The organism is Actinotignum inguinis, assembly GCF_051265835.1.
Classification (GTDB): domain Bacteria; phylum Actinomycetota; class Actinomycetes; order Actinomycetales; family Actinomycetaceae; genus Actinotignum; species Actinotignum timonense.
In genome coordinates this window covers 44831-71233 of sequence record NZ_JBOZDP010000010.1, presented here as the reverse complement: position 1 = coordinate 71233, position 26403 = coordinate 44831, and the positions used below count along the sequence as shown (strand labels likewise).

General features: G+C 62.0%; 19 protein-coding genes. 11 read left to right on the top strand and 8 right to left on the bottom strand.

Going from position 1 to position 26403, the window contains the following annotated elements:
- Positions 1 to 226: 226 nt before the first annotated feature.
- Positions 227 to 553: a hypothetical protein gene (locus ACRQFC_RS06325; RefSeq protein ID WP_435731155.1), complete on the top strand. Its 327-nt coding sequence runs from the start codon at positions 227 to 229 to the stop codon at positions 551 to 553.
- 133 nt (positions 554 to 686) lie between these two features.
- Here ACRQFC_RS06325 and ACRQFC_RS06320 read toward each other — a convergent pair whose 3' ends face one another.
- Together ACRQFC_RS06320 and ACRQFC_RS06315 are read right to left on the bottom strand one after the other, a co-directional pair.
- Entirely contained in the window at positions 687 to 1817 is a 1131-nt protein-coding gene (locus tag ACRQFC_RS06320; protein ID WP_284895962.1) for an L-talarate/galactarate dehydratase, read from the bottom strand.
- Between the two features lie 300 nt (positions 1818 to 2117).
- Positions 2118 to 2882, bottom strand: coding sequence for an IclR family transcriptional regulator (locus ACRQFC_RS06315; RefSeq protein ID WP_284895965.1), 765 nt, complete (start codon positions 2880 to 2882; stop codon positions 2118 to 2120).
- A gap of 316 nt (positions 2883 to 3198) precedes the next feature.
- Here ACRQFC_RS06315 and dapA point away from each other — a divergent pair, with 316 nt between their 5' ends.
- The 7 genes from dapA to ACRQFC_RS06280 all read left to right on the top strand — a co-directional run bounded on the left by dapA (position 3199) and on the right by ACRQFC_RS06280 (position 10656).
- Positions 3199 to 4086, top strand: a complete 888-nt coding sequence (gene dapA / locus ACRQFC_RS06310; RefSeq protein ID WP_284895968.1) for a 4-hydroxy-tetrahydrodipicolinate synthase — start codon at positions 3199 to 3201, stop codon at positions 4084 to 4086.
- Positions 4087 to 4224: 138 nt separating this feature from the next.
- On the top strand, positions 4225 to 5586 hold the full coding sequence (locus ACRQFC_RS06305) for a gluconate:H+ symporter (protein WP_284889829.1): 1362 nt from the start codon (positions 4225 to 4227) through the stop codon (positions 5584 to 5586).
- A gap of 183 nt (positions 5587 to 5769) precedes the next feature.
- On the top strand, positions 5770 to 6666 hold the full coding sequence (garR, locus tag ACRQFC_RS06300) for a 2-hydroxy-3-oxopropionate reductase (RefSeq protein WP_284889828.1): 897 nt from the start codon (positions 5770 to 5772) through the stop codon (positions 6664 to 6666).
- Between the two features lie 242 nt (positions 6667 to 6908).
- Positions 6909 to 8243 carry an enolase C-terminal domain-like protein gene (locus tag ACRQFC_RS06295; protein WP_284895970.1) on the top strand — a complete coding sequence of 445 codons (1335 nt, stop codon included), beginning with the start codon at positions 6909 to 6911 and terminating at the stop codon, positions 8241 to 8243.
- A 207-nt stretch (positions 8244 to 8450) separates the two neighbouring features.
- Positions 8451 to 9590 (top strand): glycerate kinase, encoded by a 1140-nt coding sequence (locus ACRQFC_RS06290; RefSeq protein WP_284895973.1) that lies wholly within the window; start codon positions 8451 to 8453, stop codon positions 9588 to 9590.
- Between the two features lie 79 nt (positions 9591 to 9669).
- The gene (locus tag ACRQFC_RS06285) at positions 9670 to 9933 is read left to right on the top strand and encodes a hypothetical protein (RefSeq protein WP_284895975.1); all 264 of its coding nucleotides are present in this window, start codon (positions 9670 to 9672) and stop codon (positions 9931 to 9933) included.
- 297 nt (positions 9934 to 10230) lie between these two features.
- A complete protein-coding gene (locus ACRQFC_RS06280; protein WP_284895978.1) occupies positions 10231 to 10656 on the top strand; it encodes an alpha-amylase family protein in 426 nt (141 codons plus the stop codon).
- 239 nt (positions 10657 to 10895) lie between these two features.
- Here ACRQFC_RS06280 and ACRQFC_RS06275 read toward each other — a convergent pair whose 3' ends face one another.
- From ACRQFC_RS06275 to ACRQFC_RS06255, 5 genes are all read right to left on the bottom strand, one after another.
- Positions 10896 to 14054, bottom strand: a complete 3159-nt coding sequence (locus ACRQFC_RS06275; protein WP_284895981.1) for a Cna B-type domain-containing protein — start codon at positions 14052 to 14054, stop codon at positions 10896 to 10898.
- A 593-nt stretch (positions 14055 to 14647) separates the two neighbouring features.
- Positions 14648 to 15298 carry a LutC/YkgG family protein gene (locus ACRQFC_RS06270; protein WP_284895983.1) on the bottom strand — a complete coding sequence of 217 codons (651 nt, stop codon included), beginning with the start codon at positions 15296 to 15298 and terminating at the stop codon, positions 14648 to 14650.
- Positions 15295 to 17058, bottom strand: coding sequence for a LutB/LldF family L-lactate oxidation iron-sulfur protein (locus ACRQFC_RS06265; protein WP_284895986.1), 1764 nt, complete (start codon positions 17056 to 17058; stop codon positions 15295 to 15297). Before ACRQFC_RS06265 ends, ACRQFC_RS06270 begins: the two co-directional genes overlap by 4 nt.
- A complete protein-coding gene (locus ACRQFC_RS06260; protein WP_284895988.1) occupies positions 17055 to 17924 on the bottom strand; it encodes a (Fe-S)-binding protein in 870 nt (289 codons plus the stop codon). The genes ACRQFC_RS06265 and ACRQFC_RS06260 overlap by 4 nt, the downstream gene beginning before the upstream one ends.
- A gap of 93 nt (positions 17925 to 18017) precedes the next feature.
- Positions 18018 to 19631 carry an L-lactate permease gene (locus tag ACRQFC_RS06255; RefSeq protein WP_284895990.1) on the bottom strand — a complete coding sequence of 538 codons (1614 nt, stop codon included), beginning with the start codon at positions 19629 to 19631 and terminating at the stop codon, positions 18018 to 18020.
- Positions 19632 to 20134: 503 nt separating this feature from the next.
- Here ACRQFC_RS06255 and nrdH point away from each other — a divergent pair.
- The 3 genes from nrdH to nrdE are packed head-to-tail and all read left to right on the top strand — an operon-like array spanning position 20135 to position 22974.
- Entirely contained in the window at positions 20135 to 20398 is a 264-nt protein-coding gene (nrdH, locus tag ACRQFC_RS06250; protein WP_026429161.1) for a glutaredoxin-like protein NrdH, read from the top strand.
- A gap of 42 nt (positions 20399 to 20440) precedes the next feature.
- Positions 20441 to 20839: a class Ib ribonucleoside-diphosphate reductase assembly flavoprotein NrdI gene (gene nrdI, locus ACRQFC_RS06245; protein ID WP_026429160.1), complete on the top strand. Its 399-nt coding sequence runs from the start codon at positions 20441 to 20443 to the stop codon at positions 20837 to 20839.
- Complete coding sequence (nrdE, locus tag ACRQFC_RS06240) at positions 20821 to 22974, top strand: class 1b ribonucleoside-diphosphate reductase subunit alpha (protein ID WP_284895993.1); 2154 nt, start codon at positions 20821 to 20823, stop codon at positions 22972 to 22974. Before nrdI ends, nrdE begins: the two co-directional genes overlap by 19 nt.
- Before the next feature lie 238 nt (positions 22975 to 23212).
- Here the strand turns inward: nrdE and ACRQFC_RS06235 are convergent, their stop codons facing one another.
- Entirely contained in the window at positions 23213 to 26401 is a 3189-nt protein-coding gene (locus tag ACRQFC_RS06235; protein WP_284895996.1) for a DEAD/DEAH box helicase, read from the bottom strand.
- Positions 26402 to 26403 lie beyond the last annotated feature (2 nt).

Here is a 26403-nt window from a genome sequence, read left to right as displayed (position 1 = left end):
GATCCCGTTCGCAACTCCCGGTTTCTTATTCATTGAACGATCTCCTTAAAAATCTCTAGGAAACCGTCCGCACCCCCCATTGCTCAAATACTGCACTGACGTGTATGTTAATAATGTATCTAATATGAGATATGCTTCTCCGCAAGAATTTCGACAAGTTGCGTCGCTGATGACGGAACTCCGAATGTGGCAAGAATTGAAGCTCCGTGAAATAAGGAGGGGAACGATGTGGTGGCGTCTATTCCCAGAGGGGGTGTGGGGCGGAATCCTGGTAGCCCTCGCTGCCAATCTTGAGCAGGGGGGATGGACTGACATCCCGGTTATTCTTGAGGCCGTTCTTCTGGTTCCTGTAACGCTGTGGAGTTTTTCTTGGCGGCGGCGGGAAGGTCTCACGGAAATCCTCCACGCGGGATTCTATATGGCAAGTGCAATAGCACTGCTCGTAATACAGAATTCGTCATGGACGCGATTCGCCGTCGTTATCCTCGTAGTGGGCTATGCGGTCGGCTATAAATATCGGAGGGAAAACCTCGCTATAGGAAGCGAAAATTAGTACCCTTGGGGCGTGATTGTCAGCGTATAGCCGTCAATCACGCCCCAGTTTTCTCTAGGTTCGACTGCGAGATGAACTGTTGTTCATCTCGATGCGGCTCGCAGTTGCCGAACGGTTGAGGGGTGCGTTCCCGTTAGGGCCGCTTACCGACTTCGAAGGTATTAACCGCCCAGGCGCGTAGCTGATCGGAAAGTGTCACGCCGAGGCCGGGCCGGTCAGAAACAATCATGCGGCCGTCCTTGATTTCCATGTGCTCATTGAAGAGCGGATCGAGCCAGGTGAAGTGCTCCACCCACGGCTCCAGGGAATAGGTGGCCGCCAGATGGGAATGGATCTCCATGGCGAAATGCGGGGCGAGCTGCAGGCCGGCATGCTCGGCCAGCTTCGTCAGCTTGAGGAATTCCGAAACGCCGCCCACGCGCGGAGCGTCCGGCTGAATGAAATCGCAGGAGTGATTCTCGATGAGCTTGACGTGCTCGGCCACCGAAGCGAGCATCTCACCGGTAGCAATCGGGGTGATGAAACGCCGCGCGAGCTCCGCATGGCCTTCGTAATCGTAGGCATCCAGCGGTTCCTCAATCCACACCAGATTGAATTCTTCCAGCCACTCGCACATGCGGTTTGCGGTGGGGCGATCCCACTGCTGATTCGCGTCCACCATGAGCGGGAAGTCATCGCCCAGCGCCTCGCGCACCGCCTTGACGCGGGTGTAATCCACCTGGTGATCCGGGTGGCCCACCTTGATCTTGATGCCACCAATACCCTTCTCTTTGGACGCCAGCGCATTCTCAATCACTTCTTCCAGCGGCGAGGAAAGGAAGCCGCCGGAGGTGTTGTAGGTACGGATGGAATCCCGGTGGGCGCCAATAAGCTTGGATAGTGGCAGCCCGGCCCGCTTTGCCTTCAAATCCCACAGGGCCACATCAATGGCGGCAATGGCTTGCACCGCCACCCCGCTACGCCCCACCGAAGCCCCGGCCCACAGCAGCTTCACGCGCAGCCGGTCAATATCGTTCGGATCTTCGCCGATGAGGTTATCGGCAACCTCGGAAGCGTGGGCGAATTGGGCCGGTCCACCCGCTCGCTTCGAATACGAAAAACCAACTCCGGAATGGCCGTCGGTTGTTTCGATCTCGCAGAAAAGGAAATTCACCTCCGTCATGGGCTTTTGCCGCCCGGTGAACACCTTCGCGTCAGAAATCGGGTTGTTCAGTGGCAAAATAACGTGGGAAAGCTTCACGTGTGCGATGGTATCCCGGCTCACAATATGCTCCTTTGCCTTGGGGTATGCCTGAGATATGCCGGAAAGACGCCCGTGCAGTGGTATACACACGACGTCATCATATTTACCGGCAGTACAAGTATCTACACATGTAGACCCGGGCAAATGTGACATAAGTCCCCAGACGGCGCGCTTTCGCGGCTAATAGGGAGAAAGTCAGCTGGCGGCGGCGTCGTTAAAAACGCGCGGCGGCGCGCGCTACGCTAACGCGCGCCGCAACACTATCGCGCCGCTAAATCGGCGCTACCCAATCGGCGCAGCGCCCGCGCCGCGGAACCCCCGCTACGCAATCGGCGCGGAATCGAGAATCCGATTGACGGCCGTGCGCATGGCGGCCGCGAGCTCCGCTTCGCGCTCCGCACTCCAGCGCGCGCTAGGAACCGAGCAAGAAATAGCGTCGCGCACCGGGCTTTCGTAGGGGAGGGAAAATGCCACGCAGTGCAGTCCGGGGGTATTTTCCTCGTTATCAATGGCGTACCCGCGCGCGGCGGTTTCCTTGAGGTTCTTGCGCAGTTGCGTGGGTGAAGTAATCGTCCGCGCGGTCAGCTCCACCAACTCCTCCGGAATGTCCTCGGGGCGGTGGGCCAGCACGGCCTTGCCCAGCCCGGTGGCCGCGGCGGGCAGGCGGCGCCCCACGCGCGAATAAGTGCGGGTGGACCGATCAGATTGCTGAGTAAGCAGATACACGATTTCCGCATTATCGAAGCGGCCCATATGGAAGGTTTCCCCGTGCTCCTTCGCCAGGTCCACCAGAATCGGGCGCACGATCCGCACGTAGGGATCCGCATCAATATAGGCCGTGCCCACGGTGAGCGCGCGAATGCCCAGCATATAGCGATCCGTGGAGGTAGCCTGCACCCATTCGGCGTCGATGAGGGTGCGCAGCAGCGCGTAGGTGGAGGAGCGTGGCGCATCTAACTCCGTGCAGATTTCCGCCAGGCGCGGCGGGTCGGCAATGCGCCTGCCGAGGAATTCGAGCAGGTCAACCGTGCGCGAGGCAGATTTTACGGGGCGAACACCGCCACTAGTTGTGCTTGTAGCTCTCAAACGAATCCAACACCTTCGTAGCCGCGGTACCACGGCGAGCGGTGAGACGCCACGCGCTGTGGGGTACCTCAGAGATGCCACGGTACCACGATGATTTCTTCCATTTTCCTAGGTTCCATAGTAAAGGACAGCGCAACAAGTTCCCCGGAACTGCGCCGCCGCAGACCTGTGTCGCTCCGCATACCTCAGACGTTAGTCCCAGCCTGTAGTACCGCTATCGCGTTTTAATACTAGTGTCTACATACGTAGCTGACTGTCCACATAGTTTCGAACTTCGTTGCTGAAGTCGAAACTGAAGCCGCAACCAAGGAGAACTATGGAGTTCCATGCAGAAGGCGTGATTCCCGCTCTCGTCACTCCCTTAGATCGCGAAGGAAACTTGCTGGAGCAGGGTCTGCGCGACGTCATTGACTACACGATTACCAACGGCGTGCACGGTATTTTCGTGCTCGGCAGCTCCGGCGAAATCTACGGCCTCGATAATGCCCAAAAGCGCCGCGTTGTTGAAATTGCCGTGGAGCAGGCCAATGGCCGGGTCCCGGTCTACGCCGGCGCCTCGGAAATTACCACGCGCGATTGCATTAAAACCGCGCATATGGTCCAGGAAGTGGGCGGGGTATCCGCTCTTTCGGTCCTCACCCCCTACTTCATGACCCCCACCCAGTCCGAACTGGTCGAACACTACAAGAACATCGCGGCGGAAACCGATCTGCCCATCCTGGTGTACTCCAATCCGGGCCGCACCCAGGTCCCGGTGGCCCTGAAGACCATGCTCGAACTGGTGGACGTCCCCAATATCATCGGCATCAAGGATTCCGCCGGGAACCTCACCCTGACCGGGGACTATATCCGCGAACTCCCCGATGACTTCGATGTGATTATGGGGCGCGATACCCTCATCTACCCGGCCCTGTGCCTGGGAGCTGCCGGCGCCATCGCCTCCACCGCGAATATTGCGCCCAAGCTCGTTTCCAGCATTTACAACGAATACCGCGCCGGCAACCGCGAACGCGCCCTCGAATTGCAAAATGCGCTTTCGCCGCTGCGCAACCTCGTGGACGTGGCCACCTTCCCGGTGGTCCTCAAGGAAGGCCTGCGCATGGCGGGTGTGGAAGCGGGCTACTGCTTCGCACCGGCCCGCGAACTTGCCCCCGAATTCCGCCCGGCGCTCGAACAGGCCGTCGAAGCGGTCACCAATATCTAAGCCGCTCGCGGCTCAACATGCCGCGCGGTTCTGCCGGTGCCTGCGGCGTAGCTGTGCCTGTAGCACGCCTCGCCGCGCGGCTACCGCAGCGCCGCATCCGGCTCTCTCAGTGATGAGATTGGAAACTAAGGAAAAACCATGCCACTAGTAATCCTCGCACTTGGCATTGCTCTTCTCCTGTTCCTCATGATCGTGCTGAAGATGAATGGCTTTATTGCCCTCGTCATCGTCTCGGTCGTGGTGGGCATGGCGCAGGGTATGCCTCTCCTGGCAACCGTCGATGATAAGGGTGAGAAGGTCAAGGGACTCCTTGACGTCATCCAATCGGGCGTGGGCGGGCAGACCGGTAAACTCGTGCTGCTCCTCGGCTTCGGCGCCATGCTCGGCGTTTTCATGGCGGATATGGGCGCGGCGAACCGCCTCGCCACCACCATGATTAACAAGTTCGGAATCAAGCATTCCCAGCTCGCGATTGTTATCGTGTCCTTCCTCGTGGGCGTTGTGCTCTTCTACGAGACCGCTTTCGTCATCATCATCCCCATCGTCTTCGCCGTGTGCCGGGCCTACAAGATCCCGGTTATGTGGCTGGCGATGCCCATGGCGATCGCGCTGTCCACGATGCACTCCTTCCTTCCGCCCCACCCGGGCCCCTCGGCCGTGGCGAATATGTACGACGCCTCCATCGGCCTGACCATGCTCTACGGCCTTATTTTCGCCATTCCGCTGGGCGCCGTGGTCGCGATCATGTGGCCGCGCCTGCCCTTCGTCAAGTCCGTGACCGCCCGCCCGCCGGCCGGCCTGGTCAACGAAAAGGAATGGACCGACGAAGAAATGCCGGGCTTCTGGGCCTCGCTGTGCATCACCGCCCTCCCGGTTATCCTCATCGGCGGGCACGCCATCCTCGAGGTGACCCTGGGCCACGAACACGCGGTCACCAAGGTGATGGCCTTCATCGGCCACGACTGGTTCGCCCTCATGATCTCCCTGCTGGTGGCGGTGGCCTACTTCGGCCTGGTCCGCAAGGTGGCAATGGATAAGATCATGGCGTCCTGCGCGGCTTCGGTGAAGTCCATCGCGATGATTGTATTCATTATCGGCGGTGGCGGTGCCTTCGCGGCCGTGCTCAAGAACGGCGGCATCTCCGATTACATTCTCTCCATTACCGAAAACCTCAGCCTCTCCCCGATTATTATCGCCTGGCTTATTGCCGCGCTTATGCGCGTGGCGCTCGGTTCGGCTTCGGTGGCCGTGGTGGCCGCGGCCGGTATCGCGGTGCCGATGATCGCCGGCGGCGGGGTGAGCCCCGAAATCATGACCCTGGCAACCGCGTGCGGTTCCATTATGGCCTCGCACGTGAACGACCCCGGGTTCTGGATGTTCAAGGAATTCCTCGGGCTCTCGGTGGCGGAAACCATCAAGGTCCGCACCACCTACACCTCCCTGCTCTCCGTGCTCGGCCTGGGCGCCTGCCTGCTGCTGAGCCTCGTGGTTCCGGCTTAACGCTGGAGAAATAGGGGGTACGACGGCGCAGCTGCGGCGTCGCCCCACCCCCGCGAGGAACGGTGTGCAAAGAAAACGGCGCATAGAACGGCGCATAAAAACGGAGCGCCCCACCCCACGTGACACGCTCCGCCCGTTGGAAACACCAACCTGACGATCATACAAAAAGGAAGGAAAAACTCCATGAAGATCGGATTTATCGGTCTTGGCATTATGGGCAAGCCCATGGCGAAGAACCTCCTCAAGGCCGGCCACGAACTCTTCGTGAACGACCACAATGCCGAAGCTGTTGCCGAGGTGGTGGAAGCCGGAGCGACCGCCGTTGCCAATGGTAAGGAAGCGGCGGAGAAGGCCGACCTGGTCATCACCATGCTTCCGAATTCCCCCCACGTCAAGGCGGTGGCCCTGGGCGAAGGCGGCATTATCGAAGGCGCTCGCGAAGGGCTCATCTACGTTGATATGTCCTCCATCGCGCCCCTCGCCTCGCGCGAAGTGGCCGCGGGCCTGGAAAAGGCCGGCGTGCGGATGCTGGACGCCCCGGTCTCCGGCGGCGAACCGAAGGCCATCGACGGCACCATGTCCGTGATGGTCGGCGGTGAAGAAGAACTCTTCAACGAGGTCAAGGACGTGCTCGGCGTGATGGCCGGGGATGTTACCTACGTGGGGCCCATCGGGGCCGGCAATATTGCCAAGCTGGCCAACCAGGCCATCGTGGCGATCAATATTGCCGCCTGCGCCGAAGCCTTCACCATGGCCCAGAAGGCCGGGGTGGATCCGGAAGCCGTGTACCGCGCCATCCGCGGCGGGCTGGCTGGCTCCACGGTGATGGACGCCAAGGTTCCCATGATGCTGGCCCGCAATTTCAAGCCGGGCTTCCGCATCAACCTGCATATCAAGGACCTCAATAACGTGATGGACACCGGCCACGGGGTCAATTCCGCGCTTCCGCTCACCGCCCAGGTGCGCGAGATGATGTCGGTACTCGAGGGCGATGACCATGCCGGTGAGGACCACTCCTCCCTCGTGCGCTTCTACGAGAAGCTCGCGAATATCGAGCTGCACCCGGGCCTGCCCGAGTAAAGCCCCCGCTGGCCGCGGGAATGTGACTCCTAGCCGCGCGGCCGGCATGATGCGGCTGGCTACCGCGCCGGCCCGGCCGGAAAGGAACCTCCCCTGACCGGCCGGCCGGCGGCCAGCTGGCGGCGTCGTCGTACTACCCGTACTACCCGTACTACCCGTATTACCCGCACTACACGTACCACCCACGTACCCACCCGCGCCGCGCGCACAATCCGCGCAGCGCCCAAACAAGAAAGACAACGATGTCAGTTCCCACAATTAAGAAAATCGATGTTTACCCGGTTGCCGGCCACGACTGCATGGAACTCAACCTCTCGGGCGCGCACGGCCCCTACTTCACCCGTAACGTGGTGGTGATGGAAGATTCCAGCGGAAACGTTGGTATCGGCGAAGTCCCCGGCGGTGAGAAAATTACCCGCACCATCGAGGACGCCAAAGATATTGTGCTGGGGCGTTCCCTCGCCGATTACAATAATTTCCTGCGCGAAGTGGGCGAGCGCTTCGCGGATCGCGATGCCGGCGGGCGCGGCCTGCAAACCTTCGATCTGCGCACCACCGTCCACGCCGTCACCGCGCTGGAAGCAGCCACTCTGGATCTTTTCGGCCAGTTCCTCAACGTGCCGGTGGCCGCGCTCCTGGGCGAAGGCCAGCAGCGCGACCAGGTGCGGGCCCTCGGCTACCTCTTCTACGTGGGCGACCCGGATAAAACGGACCTGCCCTACCTGCGCGAAAAGGATTCGGATGTGGAATGGTACCGCATCCGCCACGAAGAAGCCCTCACCCCCGAAGCGATCGTGAAATTCGCGGAAGCCACCCACGATCTCTACGGATTCCAGGACTTCAAGCTCAAGGGCGGCGTGCTGGAAGGCGCCGAAGAAATGAAGGCGATTGTGGCCCTCAAGAAACGCTTCCCCGAGGCCCGCATCACCCTTGACCCCAACGGCGCGTGGTCCCTCAAGGAAGCCATCGAGCTGTGCAAGGACAAGGTCGGCATCCTCACCTACGCCGAGGATCCCTGCGGTGCCGAAAATGGGTTCTCCGGCCGCGAGATCCTCAACGAGTTCCGCAAGGCCACCGGCCTGCCCACCGCCACCAATATGGTTAATACCGACTGGCGCCAGATGACCCACTCGCTGACCCTGCAATCCGTGGACATCCCGCTGGCCGACCCGCACTTCTGGACGATGCGCGGCTCGGTGCGCGTGGCCCAGCTCTGCCACGATATGGGCATGACCTGGGGCTGCCACTCCAATAACCACTTCGATATTTCCCTGGCCCAGATCGCCCACTGCGGCGCGGCGGCCCCGGGCGAATACAACGCGCTGGATACCCACTGGATCTGGCAGGAAGGCGTGGAGCGCCTCACCAAGGAACCGCTGAAGATCGTGGACGGCAAGCTCACGATCCCGCAGCGCCCGGGCCTGGGCATCGAGCCCGATATGGACCAGATCCTCGCGGCGCACGAACTCTACAAGGAGAAGGTGGAAGGCGGCGGGGCGCGCAACGACGCCATCGGCATGCAGTACCTCATCCCCGGCTGGAAGTTCGACAATAAGAAGCCAGCACTGGTGCGCTAAGTCGGCGACCGCATACGCTAGTTCCTAGCGACCAGTGTTCCTATCGCGCGGGGTGCGCGGGCGCGGGTTTTCTCCATTTCCTCGCGTTCGCGTGCCCCGCGTATTTTTCGATAGCGTTTCGAGAGCGCTTCTGTAGCTTTCGATAGTTTTAGCATCAGCGTGACTCAGCACGGCGAAACCGTAGATACCAGTGTGAAAGGCTCTGCCATGAAAATTGTGTGCTGCCCCGATAGCTTCAAAGAATCCATGACGGCGGCCCGGGCGGCCGCGGCGCTCGCGGCCGGGGCGCGGCGGGCTATTCCCGATGCGCAATGCGTGGAGGTTCCCATGGCGGACGGCGGCGAAGGTTTCGCCCGCGCCATTGCCGATGCGCTGGGCGCCCGCGTGATTACGCTTCCGGTGGCCGGGGTGCGCGGGGCTACCGTGACGGCCGAGCTGGCGCTCGCGGGGGAGCGCGCCATTTTTGAAAGCGCCGCCGCGGTGGGCTTGGATCAGCTGCGCCCCGAGGAACGCGATATTCGCCGCTCGGATAGCACCGGGGTGGGGCAACTTATTGCGCGGGCGCTTGACGAGGGCGCCACCGAAATTCTGGTGGGCCTGGGTGGTTCCGCCACGAACGACGGCGGTGCCGGGATGCTCGCCGCACTCGGCGCACGTTTTTACGACGACGCCGCCACCGAGCTGGGCACCACCCCGGCGGAAATGGTGCGGCTGGCGCGGGCGGATTTCAGCGGTCTGGATCCTCGCCTGGCTGGCGTGACCATCCGGGTGGCCTGTGATGTGGATAATCCGCTGCTCGGCGAGCGCGGGGCTTCCGCGATTTACGGGCCGCAGAAGGGCGCTTCGCCGGAGGACGTGGAATTCCTGGACCGAGTGCTGCGTAATTTTGCGACCGTTGCCGGGAAGATGGACGTGCAGGAGACGCCGGGCGCGGGGGCGGCCGGCGGCCTCGGTTTCGCGTTTTTGCTGCTGGGCGCCAGCCTGGAATCCGGGGTGGATCTGGTGATGGAAACCGTGGGGCTGGCCGAGGCGATGGCCGGCGCGGATCTGGTCCTGACCGGGGAGGGCGCCATGGATCGCCAAACCCTCATGGGTAAAACGCTTTCCGGGGTGGCGCGGCTCGCCGCGGCGGCTGGCGCGGGCGCGCATACGGGTGTGCCGATTATTGCTTTCGCGGGGAAGCTCGGCGAAGGCGTCGAGGACCTGTACGAGCATGGTTTCGTTGGCCTGGTGCCGATTGTTGATCGGCCCTGCACGCTTGATGAGGCGCTCGCGGAGGGCGCGGCGAACCTGGAAAACGCCGCCGAGCGCGCCCTGCGCCTCTACGCCGCCGGCCAGCGAGCATAATTTCGCGGTGGCGGCCGCTAGATTAAACCATCCATGACCCCTGGGGTAAACAAGTGTTAACGTAGGGCGAGGAGGAATCATGGACTCTACTCAAATGAGCATTGAAGAAATGGCGAACTGGTTTGAGAACTGCACGCTGGCCGACTTCGATACCATGGAGGCCAATACGGCTGCTATTGCACTGGAAAAAGCTCGCATAGCAACTCAGCAAGCGCAAATAGCCTCACTTGAGGCCGTGCGTAAAGCTCGCGAAGACGGTCTTACATGGGAGCAGATCGGGGAACATCTCCATCTTTCCCGGCAGGGCGCTTTCCAAAAATACGCCCATAAAATTGCTTCCTAAAACGCGCATTTAGCCCCGGTCCTTCCAAGGGTTCCGTAAGCCGAGGATCCATAAGTCGAACCTCAGGAGTAACACCAGCACCTGCGGGGGCCCTATGTGTTTGCTGAGCTGTACTTCGTATGTACGACATCGGCAGTACATCTCGGAAAATACATACCGGATCCGGCGGCCTACGCCCCGGCCCCCGCGGATATAAAAAGGAGCACGATCCTCTTCATGGCATTTCCTCGTTCGGGCCGGTGGGGTAAAAATATACCAACGAGTTGAGTGTCACATGCTAGGGGTAAGGAGACCGCGGTGAAGCAATATAAACGAAGGCTGATTGCCGCAGGTTTTATGTTCCTCGCCGGTCTCCTTGCCTCGTGCTCCACCCAGGAAGGTCCATTTCGACTTTCGCCGGGAGAACCTATTCCGGGAGATTTTATATGCTCCATTGAATCCTTTTACGACACTGTCTCTATATGGCAAGATGCGGATGATGTTCATGTCTTGACGTACTCCAAAGTGGATGTTAAGCCTGACGAACCTCACCGCTACAAAGTAATGTCTCCCCGAGAGCTTACTGCTGATGATATCGAAGTAACATGGTATGGAGACGAGTTCGGCGAAGACGAGAAAGACCCCTTTAACGGTAATTCGCTATCGGCACGTATCGTTATCACGGTTGACGGCACGGTCATATTTGATCACCTCGAATCTTTTGTGGAAAACAGACCCGAGTAGTTGTGTCGTAGTTATTATGGCCATTCCTAAGGATACGATTCACAACCACACTGCCACCTACTGAGCCGGCTCGGTCGTGACCCAACAAAGTGGTACTCCACGACAGGAAATCATCTAGTTAATGTAGTTCTGGTACCACTTTGGGTGTGCCGGGCTTGGGTGGCTATCTGGAAGAACGACGACGGGGGTGGTACATCGCGTGCGATGTACCACCCCCGTGGCTTAGGCGCAGGGCTTGCCTAGCGGTCTGTGCGGATGCGGCGCCAGGCCAGAATTCCGAGGCCGGCGAGGAGTGCTGAGCCCGCGAGGGCTGCTCCGGTGCGGGCATCGCTGCCGGTGCGCACAATCCGCGGCGGATTTCCGGGAGGAGTGCTCGGCGGAGTCGTAGCTGGAGGTGTGCCGGTCGGCGGTGTAGCCGGCGGAGTTACCGGAGGTGTACTCGGCGGAACCGTGGGCGGCGTCGGTGGCTCACTCGGAGTGGGCGGCACCGGCGGCGTTGTAGGTGGAGTCGTCGGGGGAGCCGGCGGCGTCGTTGGCGGCGCCGGGGGAGTAGTCGGCGGTACCGGCGGCTCAGTTGTGGGCGGGCACGGCGGCGTGGTTGGAGGAGTCGGAGGCTCCGTCGGCGGCACCGTGGGTGGCGTAGTAGGCGGGGGCGGGGTCAGGGTATTGACCACCGTCACCGCGCGATGAATAATGCCGTCCGCGCCAGGAGCTTCGGGAGTGCCGGGCTGTCCAGGTGTGCCAGGCCCGGCCGGAACCGGCACAATCGCCCCTGCGTTCGGTGCGGCAGCGCCATCGGCACCGCCAGCATCACCCGCGCCAGCTCCCTTCTCACGTAGCCCGTACATGTAGGCCACGCCTTCCGCATTGGCGCGGGGCAGCCCGGTGAGGGTGCGCGTCCAGTTATCGGCCTTCGTCACGGTGAAGCTCTGCACCACCTCGGGGTGGGTGAACTCCGCGCTGGTATCGCGCAGCAGTTCGAATTCCACCTGCTCGGGCTGTGCCGCGCCCGGCACCGGATCGCTCGAATCGCGGTAGGCCCACTGCTTCGTGACCGTAATATCCACCGGCACGGGCACCTCATTAGCCACCTTCCCGAGGAACCACACCTCGGGCGGGGCCATGCCTTCCGCCAACTTCGGACGCGCGGGCAACTCTTCCCCACGCTGCACCAGCAGCTGCGACGGCTCCAGCACCTTGGTTTTTAGGACCTTACCGGCCGCGTCCAGCTCCTGCACCGCGTAAACATAAAACTCCCCGGCATCGTTGCGGATGGGCAAATCGGTGAAGCTCTTCGTCCACTCCTCGCCAGCCGTCACGCTGAATTCATGCACCACCTGCGGATTCAGGAGCTCAGCGGACGTATCGGAGACCAGGCGCATCGGCACGCTCGATGAGGCAATATCCGAAGGACGTGCCGGTACCGGACTGGGCACGCTGCCAGCTGGCGTCGTCGTCGTTTCATAGAACCACTGTTTCGTGACCGTTGCCTGCGCGCGACCCCACGTGCCGAAAATAACCGAGCCATTCGTGCCGATACCCGCACCGCGCGGCGCGGCGTTACCCGTAATGATCAGGCGCGCGGCGCCGCGGGCCGCGTCCTTAGCGGGATCGGAAACCACGGCGGCGAAGCCCTCGTTTGAAATACGGCGCCCCTTGACGAGCTGTGGGTAGGGCCGCTGGTCCGGGGGCAGGCCCAGCTGCGCCGGATCGAAGCGGGCACCTTCGTTGTCCTGGTAGTAATCCACCAGGCCGCCGCCGATGATGCTATCCGAAAGCCACACTGGTGCGGAGCTGACCGAACCGAGGTTATCGTGGGCGAGGTCCGCGCCGTAGCGCTTGGCTGTATTGTCGAAAACAGCGGCGCCGTTATCCACGTGGACTTCCACGTTGCCGGTGGGGCAGGTCCAGATCCCGCCGCCAATTCCTGAAGCGGCGTTTTCTGTCACCAGAGTATCGGCGAGGTGCAGCGTGTAATTGGCGGTAGCAACGTAAACACCGCCGCCTTGCTGACCTGCCCTATTGCCGCTGATCGTGCCGCCGTTGAGTAGCACCTTGTTGGACACCACGTTCACGCCGCCGCCGGTGCGCCAGCTGGAATTATTCGAAATGGTGCCGCCGTTCATGGTGAAACCGCCCGGAGAAAGCTCGGACCATTGTTCACGGGTGAAACCCCAGTTCATGCCGTCGCCGGGGATTTCCTGCCAAGTGCCATCAGCACCCCAGGTGTAGAGGTTGAACGTTCCCACGCCGCCACCGTTGGGGGCGTTATTGGAATCGATGGTGCCACCGTTCATAGTGATATCCGCGTTGCCGAAAGCAAGAATGCCACCGCCGGAGAAAGAGGCGCGGTTACGCGAAATGGTGCCGCCATTGACCGTGATATAGCCGCGGGTGCGAGCAGAGTTTTCGGGGGTGGCATCCGATTTGGACCACAGCCACGTGAATGCGACCATCCCGCCCGCGAAACCGGAATTTTCCGTGATGGTTCCGCCGTTAATGGTGACGTTCCCACCTTTGTAGAGGCCAATCCCGCCGACTTCACCGTAACCTTGAGAGTCGATAACGCGAGCTTTGCCCTTGCTGACCTCCCCGCCGTTCATCACGAAGGTGGCGCCCTCGGTCACCGCGATATTAGCCGCGCCGTACTGGACGGCGCCGGGATTACCTAGCTCACGATGATTATCGGTAACTTTCCCGCCATTGAGGGTGAAACTGGCGTCTTTCCCGCTGACGGTGATCGCGCCCTGGTAGGTCTGCTTCGCCCCGCGCACCCCGGAGAATTCCCCGCCGTTGATGGTGAGGCTGCCGCGCACATCCAGAAGGGTGCCGCCGCCCGGGACCCATTCGCCGCGGCTGAGCAGGTGGAAAGTGCCGCCGTCGTAATTATCGAAAGTGAGCGCGGCGCCCGCCGGCACCTGCACCATCACGCCGGTGAAGCCGTCCTCGCGGTTGAGTCCCGACGTGGTGGTGCCCCACGGGGCGCGGGCGCCATTGACCAGCTCGATATCCGCGCCGGCGGGAATCTTCAGGGTTTGCGTGAGCATCGTATCGGTGGCGCCCAAAATAATACGGGTGGGCGTGGTTCCGGCCTCGCGAATGCGTTGGGTGAGGAGGGCTTCGGGGCAGGTCAAGTCATTGGGATCTTGCGAACATTGCACGACGGCGCGCGGCGACGACGCCGCATCGGCCGCGGGGCTGGTATCGCTGGCAGTGTTGGTATCTGCCGTGGGGCTGGTATCGCCGGCATCGGCGGCGCGGGCCGGCCCTGGAGTGATCCATATCAGCGAGCCAAGAATAAGGAAGAGAACCGCCAGGAAACTCAGGAGCGCGCGGGAGCGCGGCTGGCGGGTGGAGAGCGGGCGCGGATTTCGGCCGGGTAAAAGGCGGCGCGGCATGAGTTACTCCTTGACCTCAGCAGCTGCGATGCTGCGTCGAAATATCTAGTAAAGGTTCAGCAATATTATTTTTATTCAGTTTAGTACTTTTGGATGGTGGAAGGTATTGAACAAGGGAATACAGGCGGATATGTGCGCAAAACTATAGCGTTATTCGGATTGGAAAGATAAATAAAACGACAGCCGGGCGGTGGGGCAGGATAAATAGTTAGGTGTGGGCTCGCGCTCGACATCGGGGGCCACATCCGTACCCGGGGAGGTGCCATGTGTTTTCAGAGCTGTACTTCGCATGTACAACATTCGCAGTACACCTCGGAAAATATATACGGGTCCGAACTGGCAACACGCCGTCAATAGCACCGATTTTGCCTATTACCCCAAAGCGCAAGAAAAGGACCCGGCCGGGATCGTTATCCCGACCGGGCCCCTGGTGTGCGGGTGGCCGCGTCACGCTGATGGGCGCCTCCACTGGTAGGCACCTCCACTGATAGGCCCCGCACTGATGGCGGCGTAGCGCAAACGACTCGCGGGGTGGCGGCGCGGTGCACCGCTCGCCGCCACCCGGCCGCCGTGTTGGCGGCAGTGCCGCCTGCTTAGCCGGCGACCAGCACGTGCAGCTGGCGCGGGCCGTGCACGCCCTCCACGCGGCTCAGCTCGATATCCGACGTAGCGGACGGCCCGGCCACGAAAGTAATCGGCTGGCCATCACGCACCGAATCCTGGAGCCGAGTCATCGCCTCGGGAGTATTGGATACCACCTGGTCGGCACGCAGCACGCACACATGCGCATCGGGTACCAGAGTGAGCGCACGCCGGCCCTGGTCAGCGCGATGATCCATGGCGAAGGTGCCGGTATTGGCCACCCCGACAGCGGCGGCCGTCACCACCGCGTCAATCTCGTTGAGTTGGCGGGCGCTCAGGTTATCGTCGTCGTATATCTGGAAACCATCCGCCGCAATAGCCGCGCGCCACGCGGAATCCAGCCCCGCGGGAAGCACTACGGAACGCGCGCCAATCGCGTGCAGGTGCGCGACGATAGCCGCCGGGACCGCTTCCGGGGTGACCCGCTCCACCTCGGCCTTGTAATCGGCCACGAGCTCGAGGAAATAATCCACGATGTCGCCCTCGATGGCGGTGGGCTGGTTGTACTCCCAGCTGATCGCGGATTCTTCCGGATCCTGGCTGGGCACATCGCCGAGCGCGGAGCGAATCCGCGCGAAAATCTCATCACGTGCCGAGGTCATGACAGCTCCTCAGTGGTCGGGCGGCCGAAAATATCAGGTGCGCAGGTCGGGTTCGGCGGCAGCTGCGGCAGTTGTGGAGCATTCGCCGGCGCGTTCTGCCCCGCCGCGGGCGAAACCGGCCCCGCGGCCCCGTGCGGCAGCTGCGGTAACTGCTGAGGGGTAGTTGGCGAATTGGCTGCGCCGTCGATCAGACTCGGATCGCAACCGAGCTGACCCTGCAACTTTTTCTGCAACTCCTTCTGCATGCGCTTGAGCTGCCGCGCTTCGCGTTTCTTGCGCCGCGCGAACGTGGCGCGGGCGCTGCGCTTGGGCAGCATGGGGACGTCGCGGGCTCGCGTCCAGCGATGCACGCCGGGAATATGCCAATTCCCGATGTGATGCATGAACAGGCCCATGACGCGCCCGCCCACGCTCGCCAGCCGGGCCGCGGCGCCCAGGCGCCAGCCCTTGCCCATGACCCAGCCGCCGCCGGCCATGAGGATCGGCTCCACGTGCGGGCGCAGCCCGGCCTCCGCGCGTTTCTTATCCACCGCTTTACGGCGCAGGTGCACGAGGATATTCGAGATCGGAATTTTCACCGGGCACACTTCATTGCACGCCCCGCACAGGGTGGAAGCGAAGGGCAGGGAGCGATCCACCACCGATTCCAGGCCGCGAATCTGCGGGTTGAGGATGGCGCCGATGGGCCCGGGGTAGACCGAACCGTAGGCGTGCCCGCCCACCTTCTCATACACGGGGCAAATATTCAGGCAGGCCGAGCAGCGAATACAGCGCAGCGCCGCGCGCCCGATCGGGTCAGAAAGCACCTTGGTACGCCCGTTATCCAGCAAAATGATATGAACATCGCGCGGGCCGTCACCTTCGCGCGCGCCCGTCCAAATGGTCCCGTAGGGAGCCATGCGCTCGCCGGTGGAAGAACGCGGCAGCAGCTGCAAGAACACCTCAAGATCCTGGAACGTGGGGAGTATCTTCTCAATACCCACCACGGAGATGAGGGTTTCCGGCAGGGTGAGGTTCATGCGGCCATTGCCTTCGGATTCCACCACCACCAGGGAACCGGTTTCCGCAATCGCGAAATTCGCTCCGGAAATCCCGACCTTAGTGCGCATGAACTTTTCGCGCAGGTGCACGCGGGCCGCGGCGGCCAGCTCGGCCGGCTCATCGGTCACATCGGGCGGGCAGGGGGTGCCGTACTGGCCCATTTCCCGCAGGAAAATCTCGCGCACCTCGCTGCGATTACGGTGAATCGCGGGCACCAGAATATGACTCGGGCGGTCGTGCCCGAGTTGCACAATAAGCTCGGCCAAATCCGTTTCCCAGGCCGCGATCCGGGCTTCTTCCAGGTGTTCGTTCAGGTCAATTTCCTGGCTGACCATGGACTTGACCTTGGTGACTTCGCTTTCCCCGGTAGCGCGCACCAGGTCGATGACGATCCGGTTGGCTTCCTCCGCGTCGCGCGCCCAGTGCACATGCGCCCCGGCGGCGGTGGCGTTCTTTTCGAACTCCGCCAGATAATGATCGAGGTGGCGGCCCACCCGGTTCTTAATATCGGCCCCGGCCTGGCGAATATCCTGCCAATTATCCAGCTCGCTCACCACCGCCTGGCGCTTGGCGCGAATCGTGTGGGTGGCGTGATGGAGATTCTTCGCCTGCGTTTCGTTGCCCAGCTCGCGCACCGCGGCCTTGGGGAAGGCCGGGGAATCAAGCAGATCCCCTTCGGGCGGGGCCGGAGTGAGGCGTTCCAATTTCAAGGTTTTCATGCGATCCTCCCGGCGGGGGTGGTTGCGGCTCCGGTTGCGGCCACGGCGCCGGCGGCACCCGCGGCACCCGGCACGGCGCCGGCACCCGGCACGGCGCCGGCGCCAACCGGCGCGGTCTGCACCAGCAAATTGACCATGTGAATGGGGCGGACGGGTTTCTTTTCGCGATGCAGAATCCCGCCGAAGTTCATGAGGCAGGCGTTATCGAGGCTGGCCACGTATTCCGCGCCGGTTTCGATCACGTGGCGGGCCTTATCCCGCCCCAGCGCGATGGACACATCCGAATTCTTCACGGAGAACGTGCCCCCGAAACCGCAGCACTGGCGCATATCTTCGAGCGGAATATATTCCAGCCCGCGCACCGCTTGCAGCAGCCGAATGGGCCGGTCGCCCACCTCGGCCACCCGCAGCGAATGGCACGAGGCGTGATAGGTGACCGTATGCGGGAAGTACGCGCCCACATCCACGGTCCCCAGCACGTCCACGATGAACTCGCTGATGTCGTAGACCCGTTTTTGCACTTCGTGGACGCGCCGCGCCAGCTCATCTTCGCCGGCATCGAGGGCCAGCATCTCATGCTGTTCGCGCACCGAACCGACGCAGGATCCGGAGGGCCCCACGATGTAGTCGTATTCTTCAAAAGCTTCGAGGAAGGCCCGCACGCTCGGCAGCGCCCGGTCGAAATACCCGGTATTCGTGAACATCTGCCCGCAGCACGTCTGGGCGCGCGGGAACTCCACGTCACACCCGAGCCGCTCGAGCAGCACCGCGGTGTTATTCACGGTATTCGGGAACATCACCTCGTTAATACAGGTGGCGAAAACCGCAACTTTCTTGCGCGGTTCCGGCCCGGGAATGAGGGTCATATCAACTCTTTTCTTTCGTTGTTATTACGACGACGCCGCCGCTGCGCGGCGCTGTGCCCGGCCAGCCGCGGACCTCTGGCAGGGCGGAAGTATCTAGGCGAGGAACCCAACCAGTAGGCACAGCAGGATGAGCAGGCCGCAGGCCCAGGGCAGGGACTTGCGCAGCAGCACGGATTCTTCGCCGACCATATCCACCCCGCCGGTGGCAATCGCCAGAGTTTGGGGGCTGATCATCTTGCCCACGGCCCCACCCACGGTATTGCAGGCCACCAGCAGCCCCGGATCCGCCCCGATTTGGGTGGCGGCGGTGTGCTGCAGATTGGCAAAGAGCGCCGTCGTTGAGGTTCCCGAACCGGTCACCGCGGTGCCGATCCACCCCAGAATCGGGGCGAGGAAGGGGAAGACGGAGCCGGCACCGGCAATCCAGGTGCCGATGGTGAGGGTCTGCCCGGAAAGGTTCATAACGTAGGCGAGGGCGAGCACCGAACCGATGGTGAGGAAGGTCCAGCGCAGCTTGTAGACCTGGGCGAACATGAGGCGCGCTACCGCGCCCGGGCGCATCCGGTAGCAGGCGGCCAGCACCAGCGCGGTCAGGAGCAGCAGGGTGCCCGGGGAGCTCAGCCAGGCGAAGGTGTAGGTGGTGGAGGCGGCGGGCGTGCCGTCGGCAGCGCGCACCAGATTCTCGCCCCCGGCCCACAGGGCCGGCCAGTGGATAGTCACGTTTGTGGCCGCGAGGGCGCTGCGGATTGCCGGCACCATCTGGGTGGTCACGAAAACGGCCACGATAAGCACGTAGGGGAAGATGGCCCAGGCCAGGGCCGCGGGGCGAATCCGTTCGGTGGCCGGTTGGGGCGCGGCGCCGGTGAGGCGTTCGGCCGCGGCGCGGCTGCCGCGCGGTTGCCAGATGCGCAGCAGCGCGATGCCGACCGCCAGGCTCACCAGGGCGGGAACCATATTGACCAGGCCGGGGGCCAGGGTGCGGGCGGCGAGCCAGGTGCTCAGCGCGTAGGAGGCGCCCACCGCCAGGGCCAGGGGCCACACCTGCGCCAGGCCGCGCCAGCCGTCCATAATGAGGAGGAGCGCGAAGGGGATGAGCCAGACGAGCACGCTGGTTTGCTCGCTGATCTGGGCGGAGAGAGTGGCGGCATCGATGCCGGTGAGGTTTGCGCCGGTGAGCACGGGCGTGGCCATCGCCCCGTAGGGCACCGCGAAAGTATTACCCACCAGCACTGTGAGCGCCGCCTTCCAGGGCGCGAAGCCGAGGGCGAGGAGCATAACGCCGCAGATCGCCACCGGCGCCCCGAATCCGGCCAGCGCTTCGAGGAGGGCGCAGAAACTGAAGGCGATGAAAATGCCCAGGGCCCGCGGATCGGGGGAGAGCCGCGCGAAGGCCTGCATGAGGGTGTCATGGTGCCCGGAGGCCACCGTGAGTTCGAAGAGGATAATCGCGGTAAGAACGATCCAGGTAATGGGGAAGATGCCGAAAACGGCGCCTTCCAGGCCGGCAGAAAGCGCCATTCCGGCGGGCATACGGAAAGCGAAAATCGCTACCGCAAGCGCCACGACGACGCCGCATACCCCCGCCCAGTGCGCTTTCATATGCACAACGCCCAGCAGGAAGAACACCGTGAGGAGCGGCAGGAGGGCCACGAGGGCGGAGAGGGTGAGACTCCCCAGTGGCGCGGCGGTTTGTGTAAAGGCTTCCACGATGTTCTCCTTTTCATCGCACGAGGTTGGCTCGGATACGGGTCGGTGAGCAGCGTTGGTCACGGCGGTCGAATCCGAATCCGCTTAAGTCTGATTAGAATCGTACGGACGTAGGTCACAAGATAAAAATTGAGAGCGCCAAAATTAGCGTGAGGTTGGTTACAAAAGGGCGGGTAAGGGACTCCTTACTCTGGCGGAAATTTAGTAAATGTGCTAAATGATCCGGCGCATTGAGCGGGTGCCTAGATATGTAGCTGGCCCGCGCGTGGCCCACCCGCGGCCCGCCCCGCGTGACACGCCGGGCGGCGTGGTTACCGGCTTCACAAAGCGCGGGCCCAAAGTCCTAAAACCGCGTAAATAGGCGCAAAGTGGGAGTGGCGGCGTCGTCGTAAAAACCACAAGTTCTAGTGGTCTTTTGTTCTAGGTGCCACTAGGTGTAGTGTTTAGCCTTGTAGTCGTTCCACCACGCACACAGCGTGACAATCCGAATCCGAGGAGACCCCATGAGCATTACCGTCTACACCAAGCCCGCGTGCGTGCAGTGCAATGCCACCAAGCGCGCGCTCGATAAGGCGGGGCTGGAGTACGAGCTCGTGGATCTCACTCAGGATGCGGAGGCTCTTGCCGCGGTGAAGGCCCTCGGGTACCAGTCGGCGCCCGTGGTTTTCGCGAACGGTCATCACTGGTCCGGCTACCGCCCCGATGAAATCAAGGCGCTCAAGGCCGGCGCGCAGGCCACCGCGGAACCCACCCTGGTGACTGCCTAAGCTGGCGGTGCGGCCGCGTGCCGCCCGCTGAGGAAAGAACTGATGGCACGTATCGTCTATTTTTCTTCTCAAACAAATAACACGCACCGGTTCGTGGAAAAGCTCGGCTACGATGCCGTGCGCATCCCCATCCACGGCGAAACGCCCGTGGTGGATGAACCCTACGTGCTTATTTGCCCCACCTACGGTGGCGGGAACCATCGCGGCGCCGTGCCGCGCCCCGTCATCAAATTCCTCAATAACGAACACAACCGTGCTCTCATCCGCGGGGTGATCGCCGGAGGAAATACCAATTTTGGCGATGTTTACGGACTCGCCGGGGATGTTATCGCCGAAAAATGCGGCGTCCCCATGATGTATCGCTTTGAACTGCTCGGCACGCCCACGGACGTCGCCACGGTTAAGGAAGGTTTGGAACAGTTTTGGGCAACGCAACACTAACGGATACCGGTTCGGAAAACCTGGGTGATTCGCTCGTGGATTACCACTCGCTCAATGCCGAGCTCAATTTGTACGATGCCGAGGGCAAGATCCAATTCGAGAAGGATCATGAAGCCGTGCGGCAGTACTTCCTCCAGCACGTCAATAAGAACACCGTGTTCTTCCACGATCTGGAAGAAAAGCTGGAGTACCTCGTGCGCGAAGGCTACTACGAAAAGCGCGTGATCGATGCCTACGATATGGCCTTTATTAAGGAGCTCTACAAGAAGGCTTACGCGCATAAGTTCCGCTTCCCCACCTTCATGGGGGCCTTCAAATACTACACCTCCTACACCCTGAAAACTTGGGATGGCACCCGCTACCTGGAGCGTTTCGAGGATCGGGTGTGCATCGTGGCGCTCGCGCTGGCCGATGGGGATACCGAGCTGGCCACCAACCTCATGGAAGAAATGATTAGCGGGCGGTTCCAGCCGGCCACCCCCACCTTCCTCAATGCCGGCAAGCAGGCCCGCGGGGAACTGGTCTCCTGCTTCCTGCTGCGGGTGGAAGACAATATGGAATCCATCGCCCGCGCGATTAACTCGGCGCTCCAGCTTTCCAAGCGCGGGGGCGGGGTGGCGCTCAACCTCACCAATCTGCGCGAGCAGGGTGCCCCGATTAAGCGCATCCAAAACCAGTCCTCCGGGGTGAACCCGGTTATGAAGCTGCTGGAGGATTCCTTCTCCTACGCGAACCAGCTGGGGGCGCGCCAGGGCGCGGGGGCCGTGTACCTGCACGCCCACCATCCGGATATCATGCGTTTCCTGGATACCAAGCGCGAAAACGCGGACGAAAAGATCCGTATTAAGACGCTCTCCCTGGGCGTGGTGATCCCGGATATTACCTTCGAGCTGGCCAAGAATCGCGAGCCGATGTACCTCTTCTCTCCCTACGATGTGGAGCGGGTCTACGGTAAGCCGCTCACCGAGATCTCGGTGAGCGAGAAGTACCGCGAAATGGTTGATGACAAGCGCATTAAGAAGACGAAGATCGATGCGCGCCAGTTCTTCCAGACCCTCGCGGAGATCCAGTTCGAATCCGGCTACCCCTACATCGTTTACGAGGATACGGTCAATAACACCAACCCGATTAAGGGCCGGATTACCATGTCCAACCTGTGCTCGGAAATCCTCCAGGTCTCCGAGGCCTCCGAATACAATGCGGATCTTTCCTACAAGCACGTGGGCAAGGATATTTCCTGCAACCTCGGCTCCCTCAATATTGCCAAGGCCATGGATTCGGAGGATCTGGGCAAAACCGTTGAGATCGCGGTGCGGGCCCTCACGGCTGTTTCCGACCAGACCAGCATCGATTCGGTGCCCTCCGTCAAGCGCGGCAATGAGATGTCCCACGCTATCGGGCTGGGGCAGATGAACCTGCACGGCTACCTGGGCCGCGAGCGGATCTTCTACGGAAGCGAGGAAGCCCTCGACTTCACCAATATGTACTTCTACACGGTGGCCTACCACGCGATCCGTTCCTCCATGCTGCTGGCCAAGGAACGCGGGGAGCGCTTCGACGGCTTCGAGGATTCCACCTATGCAAACGGTGCTTACTTCACGAAGTACCTCGAGCAGGAGTGGGTCCCGCAAACCGAGCGGGTGCGCGAACTTTTCGCCGCGCATCATATCCCCACCCGGGAAGATTGGGCGCAGCTAGCTGCGGACGTGGCCGAATACGGGATGTACAACCAGAATCTCCAGGCGGTTCCGCCCACCGGTTCCATCTCCTATATCAACCATTCCACCTCCTCGATCCACCCGATCGTGTCCAAGATCGAGATCCGCAAGGAAGGCAAGATTGGGCGCGTGTACTACCCGGCACCGTACATGACCAACGACAACCTGGAATACTTCCAGGATGCCTACGAAATTGGCCCGCAGAAGATCATCGACACCTACGCGGTGGCCACCCAGCACGTGGACCAGGGGCTTTCCCTCACGCTGTTCTACCCGGACACCGTGACCACGCGCGATGTGAACCGCAATTACATTTACGCGTGGCGCAAGGGCATCAAGACGCTCTACTACATGCGTATCCGCCAGGCCGCCCTCCAGGGCACCGAAGTGGAAGGCTGCGTCTCCTGCATGCTGTAGTAGGTATGCGGTGTTTACTTGCGCCGCGTGGGTAAACGGTGTTTACCCGTGGCGCGGGTGAGCGGAGCGGGCCTGCGGGCTGTGTGCTTGCGCGGAGCGGGCCGGTTGCGTGGAAACGTGACCGGCCCGCTCGGCTTAAGCGCGGGCGCTTCGTTTCGGTGGGGAACGACGACGGCGCCGCGCCCCGCGCTCCGTGCCGCGGCGATGCCGGGCACGGGCCCGCGGTACGACGGCGCAGCTAGCGGCCCTCCGGCCCGGTGAGCTCGAGAAGGGAACGGATATCCGCCCCTGAAATGGGCCCGCGGGCCGCCTCATCAACCAGGCCGGCCAGCTCCCGCTTGCGCGCCTGGAGTGCGATGACTTTCTCCTCGATGGTATCCGCCGAGGCGAGCCGGTAGACGGTGACCGGCTTATCCTGGCCAATACGATGGGCCCGGTCAATGGCCTGCTCTTCGGCGGCCGGATTCCACCACGGGTCCATAATGTACACATAATCCGCTTCCGTGAGGGTAAGCCCGGTACCACCCGCCTTGAGGGAAATAAGGAACACCGGGGCGCTGCCATCGCGGAAGGCCGCGATTGCTCCGGCGCGATCCCGGGTGGAACCATCCAGGTAGCTATAGGTAATACCCTCCCGATCCAGCTGGTGGGCAATACGCTCCAGATAGGTGGTGAACTGGGAGAACACCAGGGCCCGGTGGCCTTCCGGGATAATCTGCTGGAGGTGCTCAAGGAGCAGATTGGTTTTCGCCGGCGGGGTGGTAATGCGCCCGTCCACCAGACCCGGGTCGATAGCCATGCGCCGCAACCGGGTGAGGGAAGCCAGAATCGAAATGCGATTCGCATTCGGGTCATCGATAAGCCCGAGGATTTCCTGGCGTTCACGTTCCAGCTGCTTGCGATAGCGCTGCGCGTGGGCGGGTGCGAGGGGCACACTCAGCTCGGTCACGGTGCGGGCCGGGAGGTCCTTGGCCACCTCGGCTTTGCGGCGTCGTAACATAAAGGGCCGCACCAGGCGCGTGAGCAGCGCGGCAGCCTCTTCGTCATTAAATTTCTCAATGGGGTTCTGGAACTGCTCGGTGAAACGCGCGTGCCCGGGGAGCAGGCCGGGGCTGGTGAGGGCCAGCAGCGCCGCCAAATCCGAGAGGCTATTTTCCACCGGGGTGCCCGTGACCGCGAAGGTCCAGGGGCGGGTGAGCGCGGCGACGGCGTGGTAACCCACCGTGCTGGGGTTCTTCACTGCCTGGGCCTCATCGAGGATCACCCCGCCCCAATCAACCTTCGCGTACTCCGCGCGCTCCAGGCGCAGCAGGGTATAGGAAGTCACCACAATATCCGCGCTCGCGGCAATATTCGCCAGGGCCAGTGAACGGCGTTTACCCGAGCCGGTAATGGTGTGTACCCGCAGCTCCGGGGTGAAGCGCTCCGCTTCGCTGCGCCAGACCGGCACCACGGAGGTGGGAGCCACCACGAGCACCGGGCCTTCCAACTTGCCCTCCGCCCGTGCGCCGCTAATCATGGCGAGCATCTGCGCGGTTTTGCCCAGGCCCATATCATCGGCCAAGATCCCGCCGTAATGAGCCCTTGCCAGGTGGGTGAGCCAGGAATAGCCGGCTTCCTGATAGGAACGCAGGGTGCCCTGGAACGTTTCGGGAACCGGCACCGGCTCGCCCAGGTGATCAAGCTGGGTGAGCGCATCGGTGAGCGCCTGCGGATTGGCCAGCGCGGAAAGATCCAGGGCGTGGGCACGCGCCCTGGGCACGGAGATACTCTCGGGGGTGACGGTGCCGAGAGCTGCGGCGTCGTGCAAAAGCTGGCGCAGCGCATCGAAGTCGCTGCCCAGCGGGATCAGCACATCGCCGAGGATGAGGTGGTCGTGCCCGCTGGTCAGTGCCTCGTAGAGTACGTTGAGTGGTATCTGATGCTCGCCGACGTCGACGGTGATATTGAGGTCAAGCCAGTCGTTCTCCTCGCTCACGCTGGTGCTCAACACCGGGGCATCGGTCACGATAGTGAGATCGGCATCCTCCATGACGGTAGTGGTGATACCTGCCTCGCGCCAGGCCGGAATAACGACTTCGCGCAGGGTCTGATAGATGCTGAGGTCCAAACTTTGGGTTGTTAGAAGGTCAAGCGGTGGCAGCTTCGTGGCCTTCGTCCAGATTTCACGCACCGCGGTCAGCTGTTCCCGAGGCGCCTCATGCAGGAGACGGTGCACCGTCAGTTCCGTATAGAGGGATGTGCTCTCCGGATCTTCGGATTCGGCGGGGTTCTCACTGCCATCGGCCGGCAGCATGCGCCGCCCCAAGTACCACTCCAGGAGGAAAGCGCTGTGCCGATAGTGCGCGCCGTCCTCAGCGGAAGGGCGGCGAATAAGCGCGTGGAGATTCGGTTCGGCGAAGCGGTGCGGCGTGAAGGCGCCGTCGGGGGAAACAACGGGGATATCCTCCGGGAGTTCCGGGAGGAGATTGAGTTCAAAAACAGGAACATCCGCCGCCGGGATGGTGAGAGGATGGGCATCTTCCGCGGCTTGGAAAAGATAATCGGGGATCGTGGAGCGCAGGCGCCCCAGAATATAAGCACCGTCCTCGTAACTGAGGGCGAGAGGCGGGGTGGTACCCGCAAGAACTTCGGCGGGGGTACCGTTCGGCGTTTCCGGGAGTACCCGCAGAAGCAGGTCATTACTATCAGGTTCGCGGGCGGAAAGGCTCAACTGCACACCCCAGGGGTCATGAGCCAGGCGCAAGGGCTGATCAACATCACCGCAGTAAAGCTCAACGCCGGCATCGTGGACGTTACGCAGGTACGCCATCGCGGCGGTGCCGAGGTCCCGGAGGGAAATATTGGGGTTGGAATAGGGATTCCGCCGGGCTGCCTCGTACAAGTTCCGGAGCGCGCTGAGCTGGAGCGGGTCAAAGCCATCAGTATTGGCGCGGGAGCCGTACCGCGGCGCGATAGTGGACCACGCGGTACTCCGCCGCGACCATTCACCGTTGAGGTTGCGCTGCGCGGGATACAGCACTCCCGTAATTTTCCCATTTTCCGGATTGCGGCCGAGAATAAGCCCGAGGCCCCGCGTTTTCGGGGTGGATTGTGCCTGATGTAATACCCGCGTCAGCAGTGTGCGCCAGGATCTATCGGCGCAATTTTCTGCGCATATCAGCAGGGTTGCGAGGATATGTTTACAGTATTGAGCCACCGGGCAGGAACAATAGGCCAGGAGCGGGTCAGTATCTTCGATAACGACCTGGTAGGTATGCCCGTTGCCGAGTACGTGGGCCGTAATCTCCCCGGAGTCTTCGGAGATATCAAGGACGTGGCCATCCTCCGCGTAACGTTTCGCACGCGCGCGGGTTTGCGGTGAGAAATAAACCTCGTAGTCATCCAAGGTTAGCGCCGCAATCTTTGAACTTAGTGTGACAGCCATCC

Excerpts from the sequence above, each read along its gene's own strand:
- ACRQFC_RS06325 (WP_435731155.1), top strand. The coding sequence starts at position 227 with ATGTGGTGGCGTCTATTCCCAGAGGGGGTGTGGGGCGGAATCCTGGTA.
- dapA (WP_284895968.1), top strand. The coding sequence starts at position 3,199 with ATGGAGTTCCATGCAGAAGGCGTGATTCCCGCTCTCGTCACTCCCTTA.
- ACRQFC_RS06305 (WP_284889829.1), top strand. The coding sequence starts at position 4,225 with ATGCCACTAGTAATCCTCGCACTTGGCATTGCTCTTCTCCTGTTCCTC.
- garR (WP_284889828.1), top strand. The coding sequence starts at position 5,770 with ATGAAGATCGGATTTATCGGTCTTGGCATTATGGGCAAGCCCATGGCG.
- ACRQFC_RS06295 (WP_284895970.1), top strand. The coding sequence starts at position 6,909 with ATGTCAGTTCCCACAATTAAGAAAATCGATGTTTACCCGGTTGCCGGC.
- ACRQFC_RS06290 (WP_284895973.1), top strand. The coding sequence starts at position 8,451 with ATGAAAATTGTGTGCTGCCCCGATAGCTTCAAAGAATCCATGACGGCG.
- ACRQFC_RS06285 (WP_284895975.1), top strand. The coding sequence starts at position 9,670 with ATGGACTCTACTCAAATGAGCATTGAAGAAATGGCGAACTGGTTTGAG.
- ACRQFC_RS06275 (WP_284895981.1), bottom strand. The coding sequence starts at position 14,054 with ATGCCGCGCCGCCTTTTACCCGGCCGAAATCCGCGCCCGCTCTCCACC.
- ACRQFC_RS06270 (WP_284895983.1), bottom strand. The coding sequence starts at position 15,298 with ATGACCTCGGCACGTGATGAGATTTTCGCGCGGATTCGCTCCGCGCTC.
- ACRQFC_RS06265 (WP_284895986.1), bottom strand. The coding sequence starts at position 17,058 with ATGAAAACCTTGAAATTGGAACGCCTCACTCCGGCCCCGCCCGAAGGG.
- ACRQFC_RS06260 (WP_284895988.1), bottom strand. The coding sequence starts at position 17,924 with ATGACCCTCATTCCCGGGCCGGAACCGCGCAAGAAAGTTGCGGTTTTC.
- nrdH (WP_026429161.1), top strand. The coding sequence starts at position 20,135 with ATGAGCATTACCGTCTACACCAAGCCCGCGTGCGTGCAGTGCAATGCC.
- nrdI (WP_026429160.1), top strand. The coding sequence starts at position 20,441 with ATGGCACGTATCGTCTATTTTTCTTCTCAAACAAATAACACGCACCGG.
- ACRQFC_RS06235 (WP_284895996.1), bottom strand. The coding sequence starts at position 26,401 with ATGGCTGTCACACTAAGTTCAAAGATTGCGGCGCTAACCTTGGATGAC.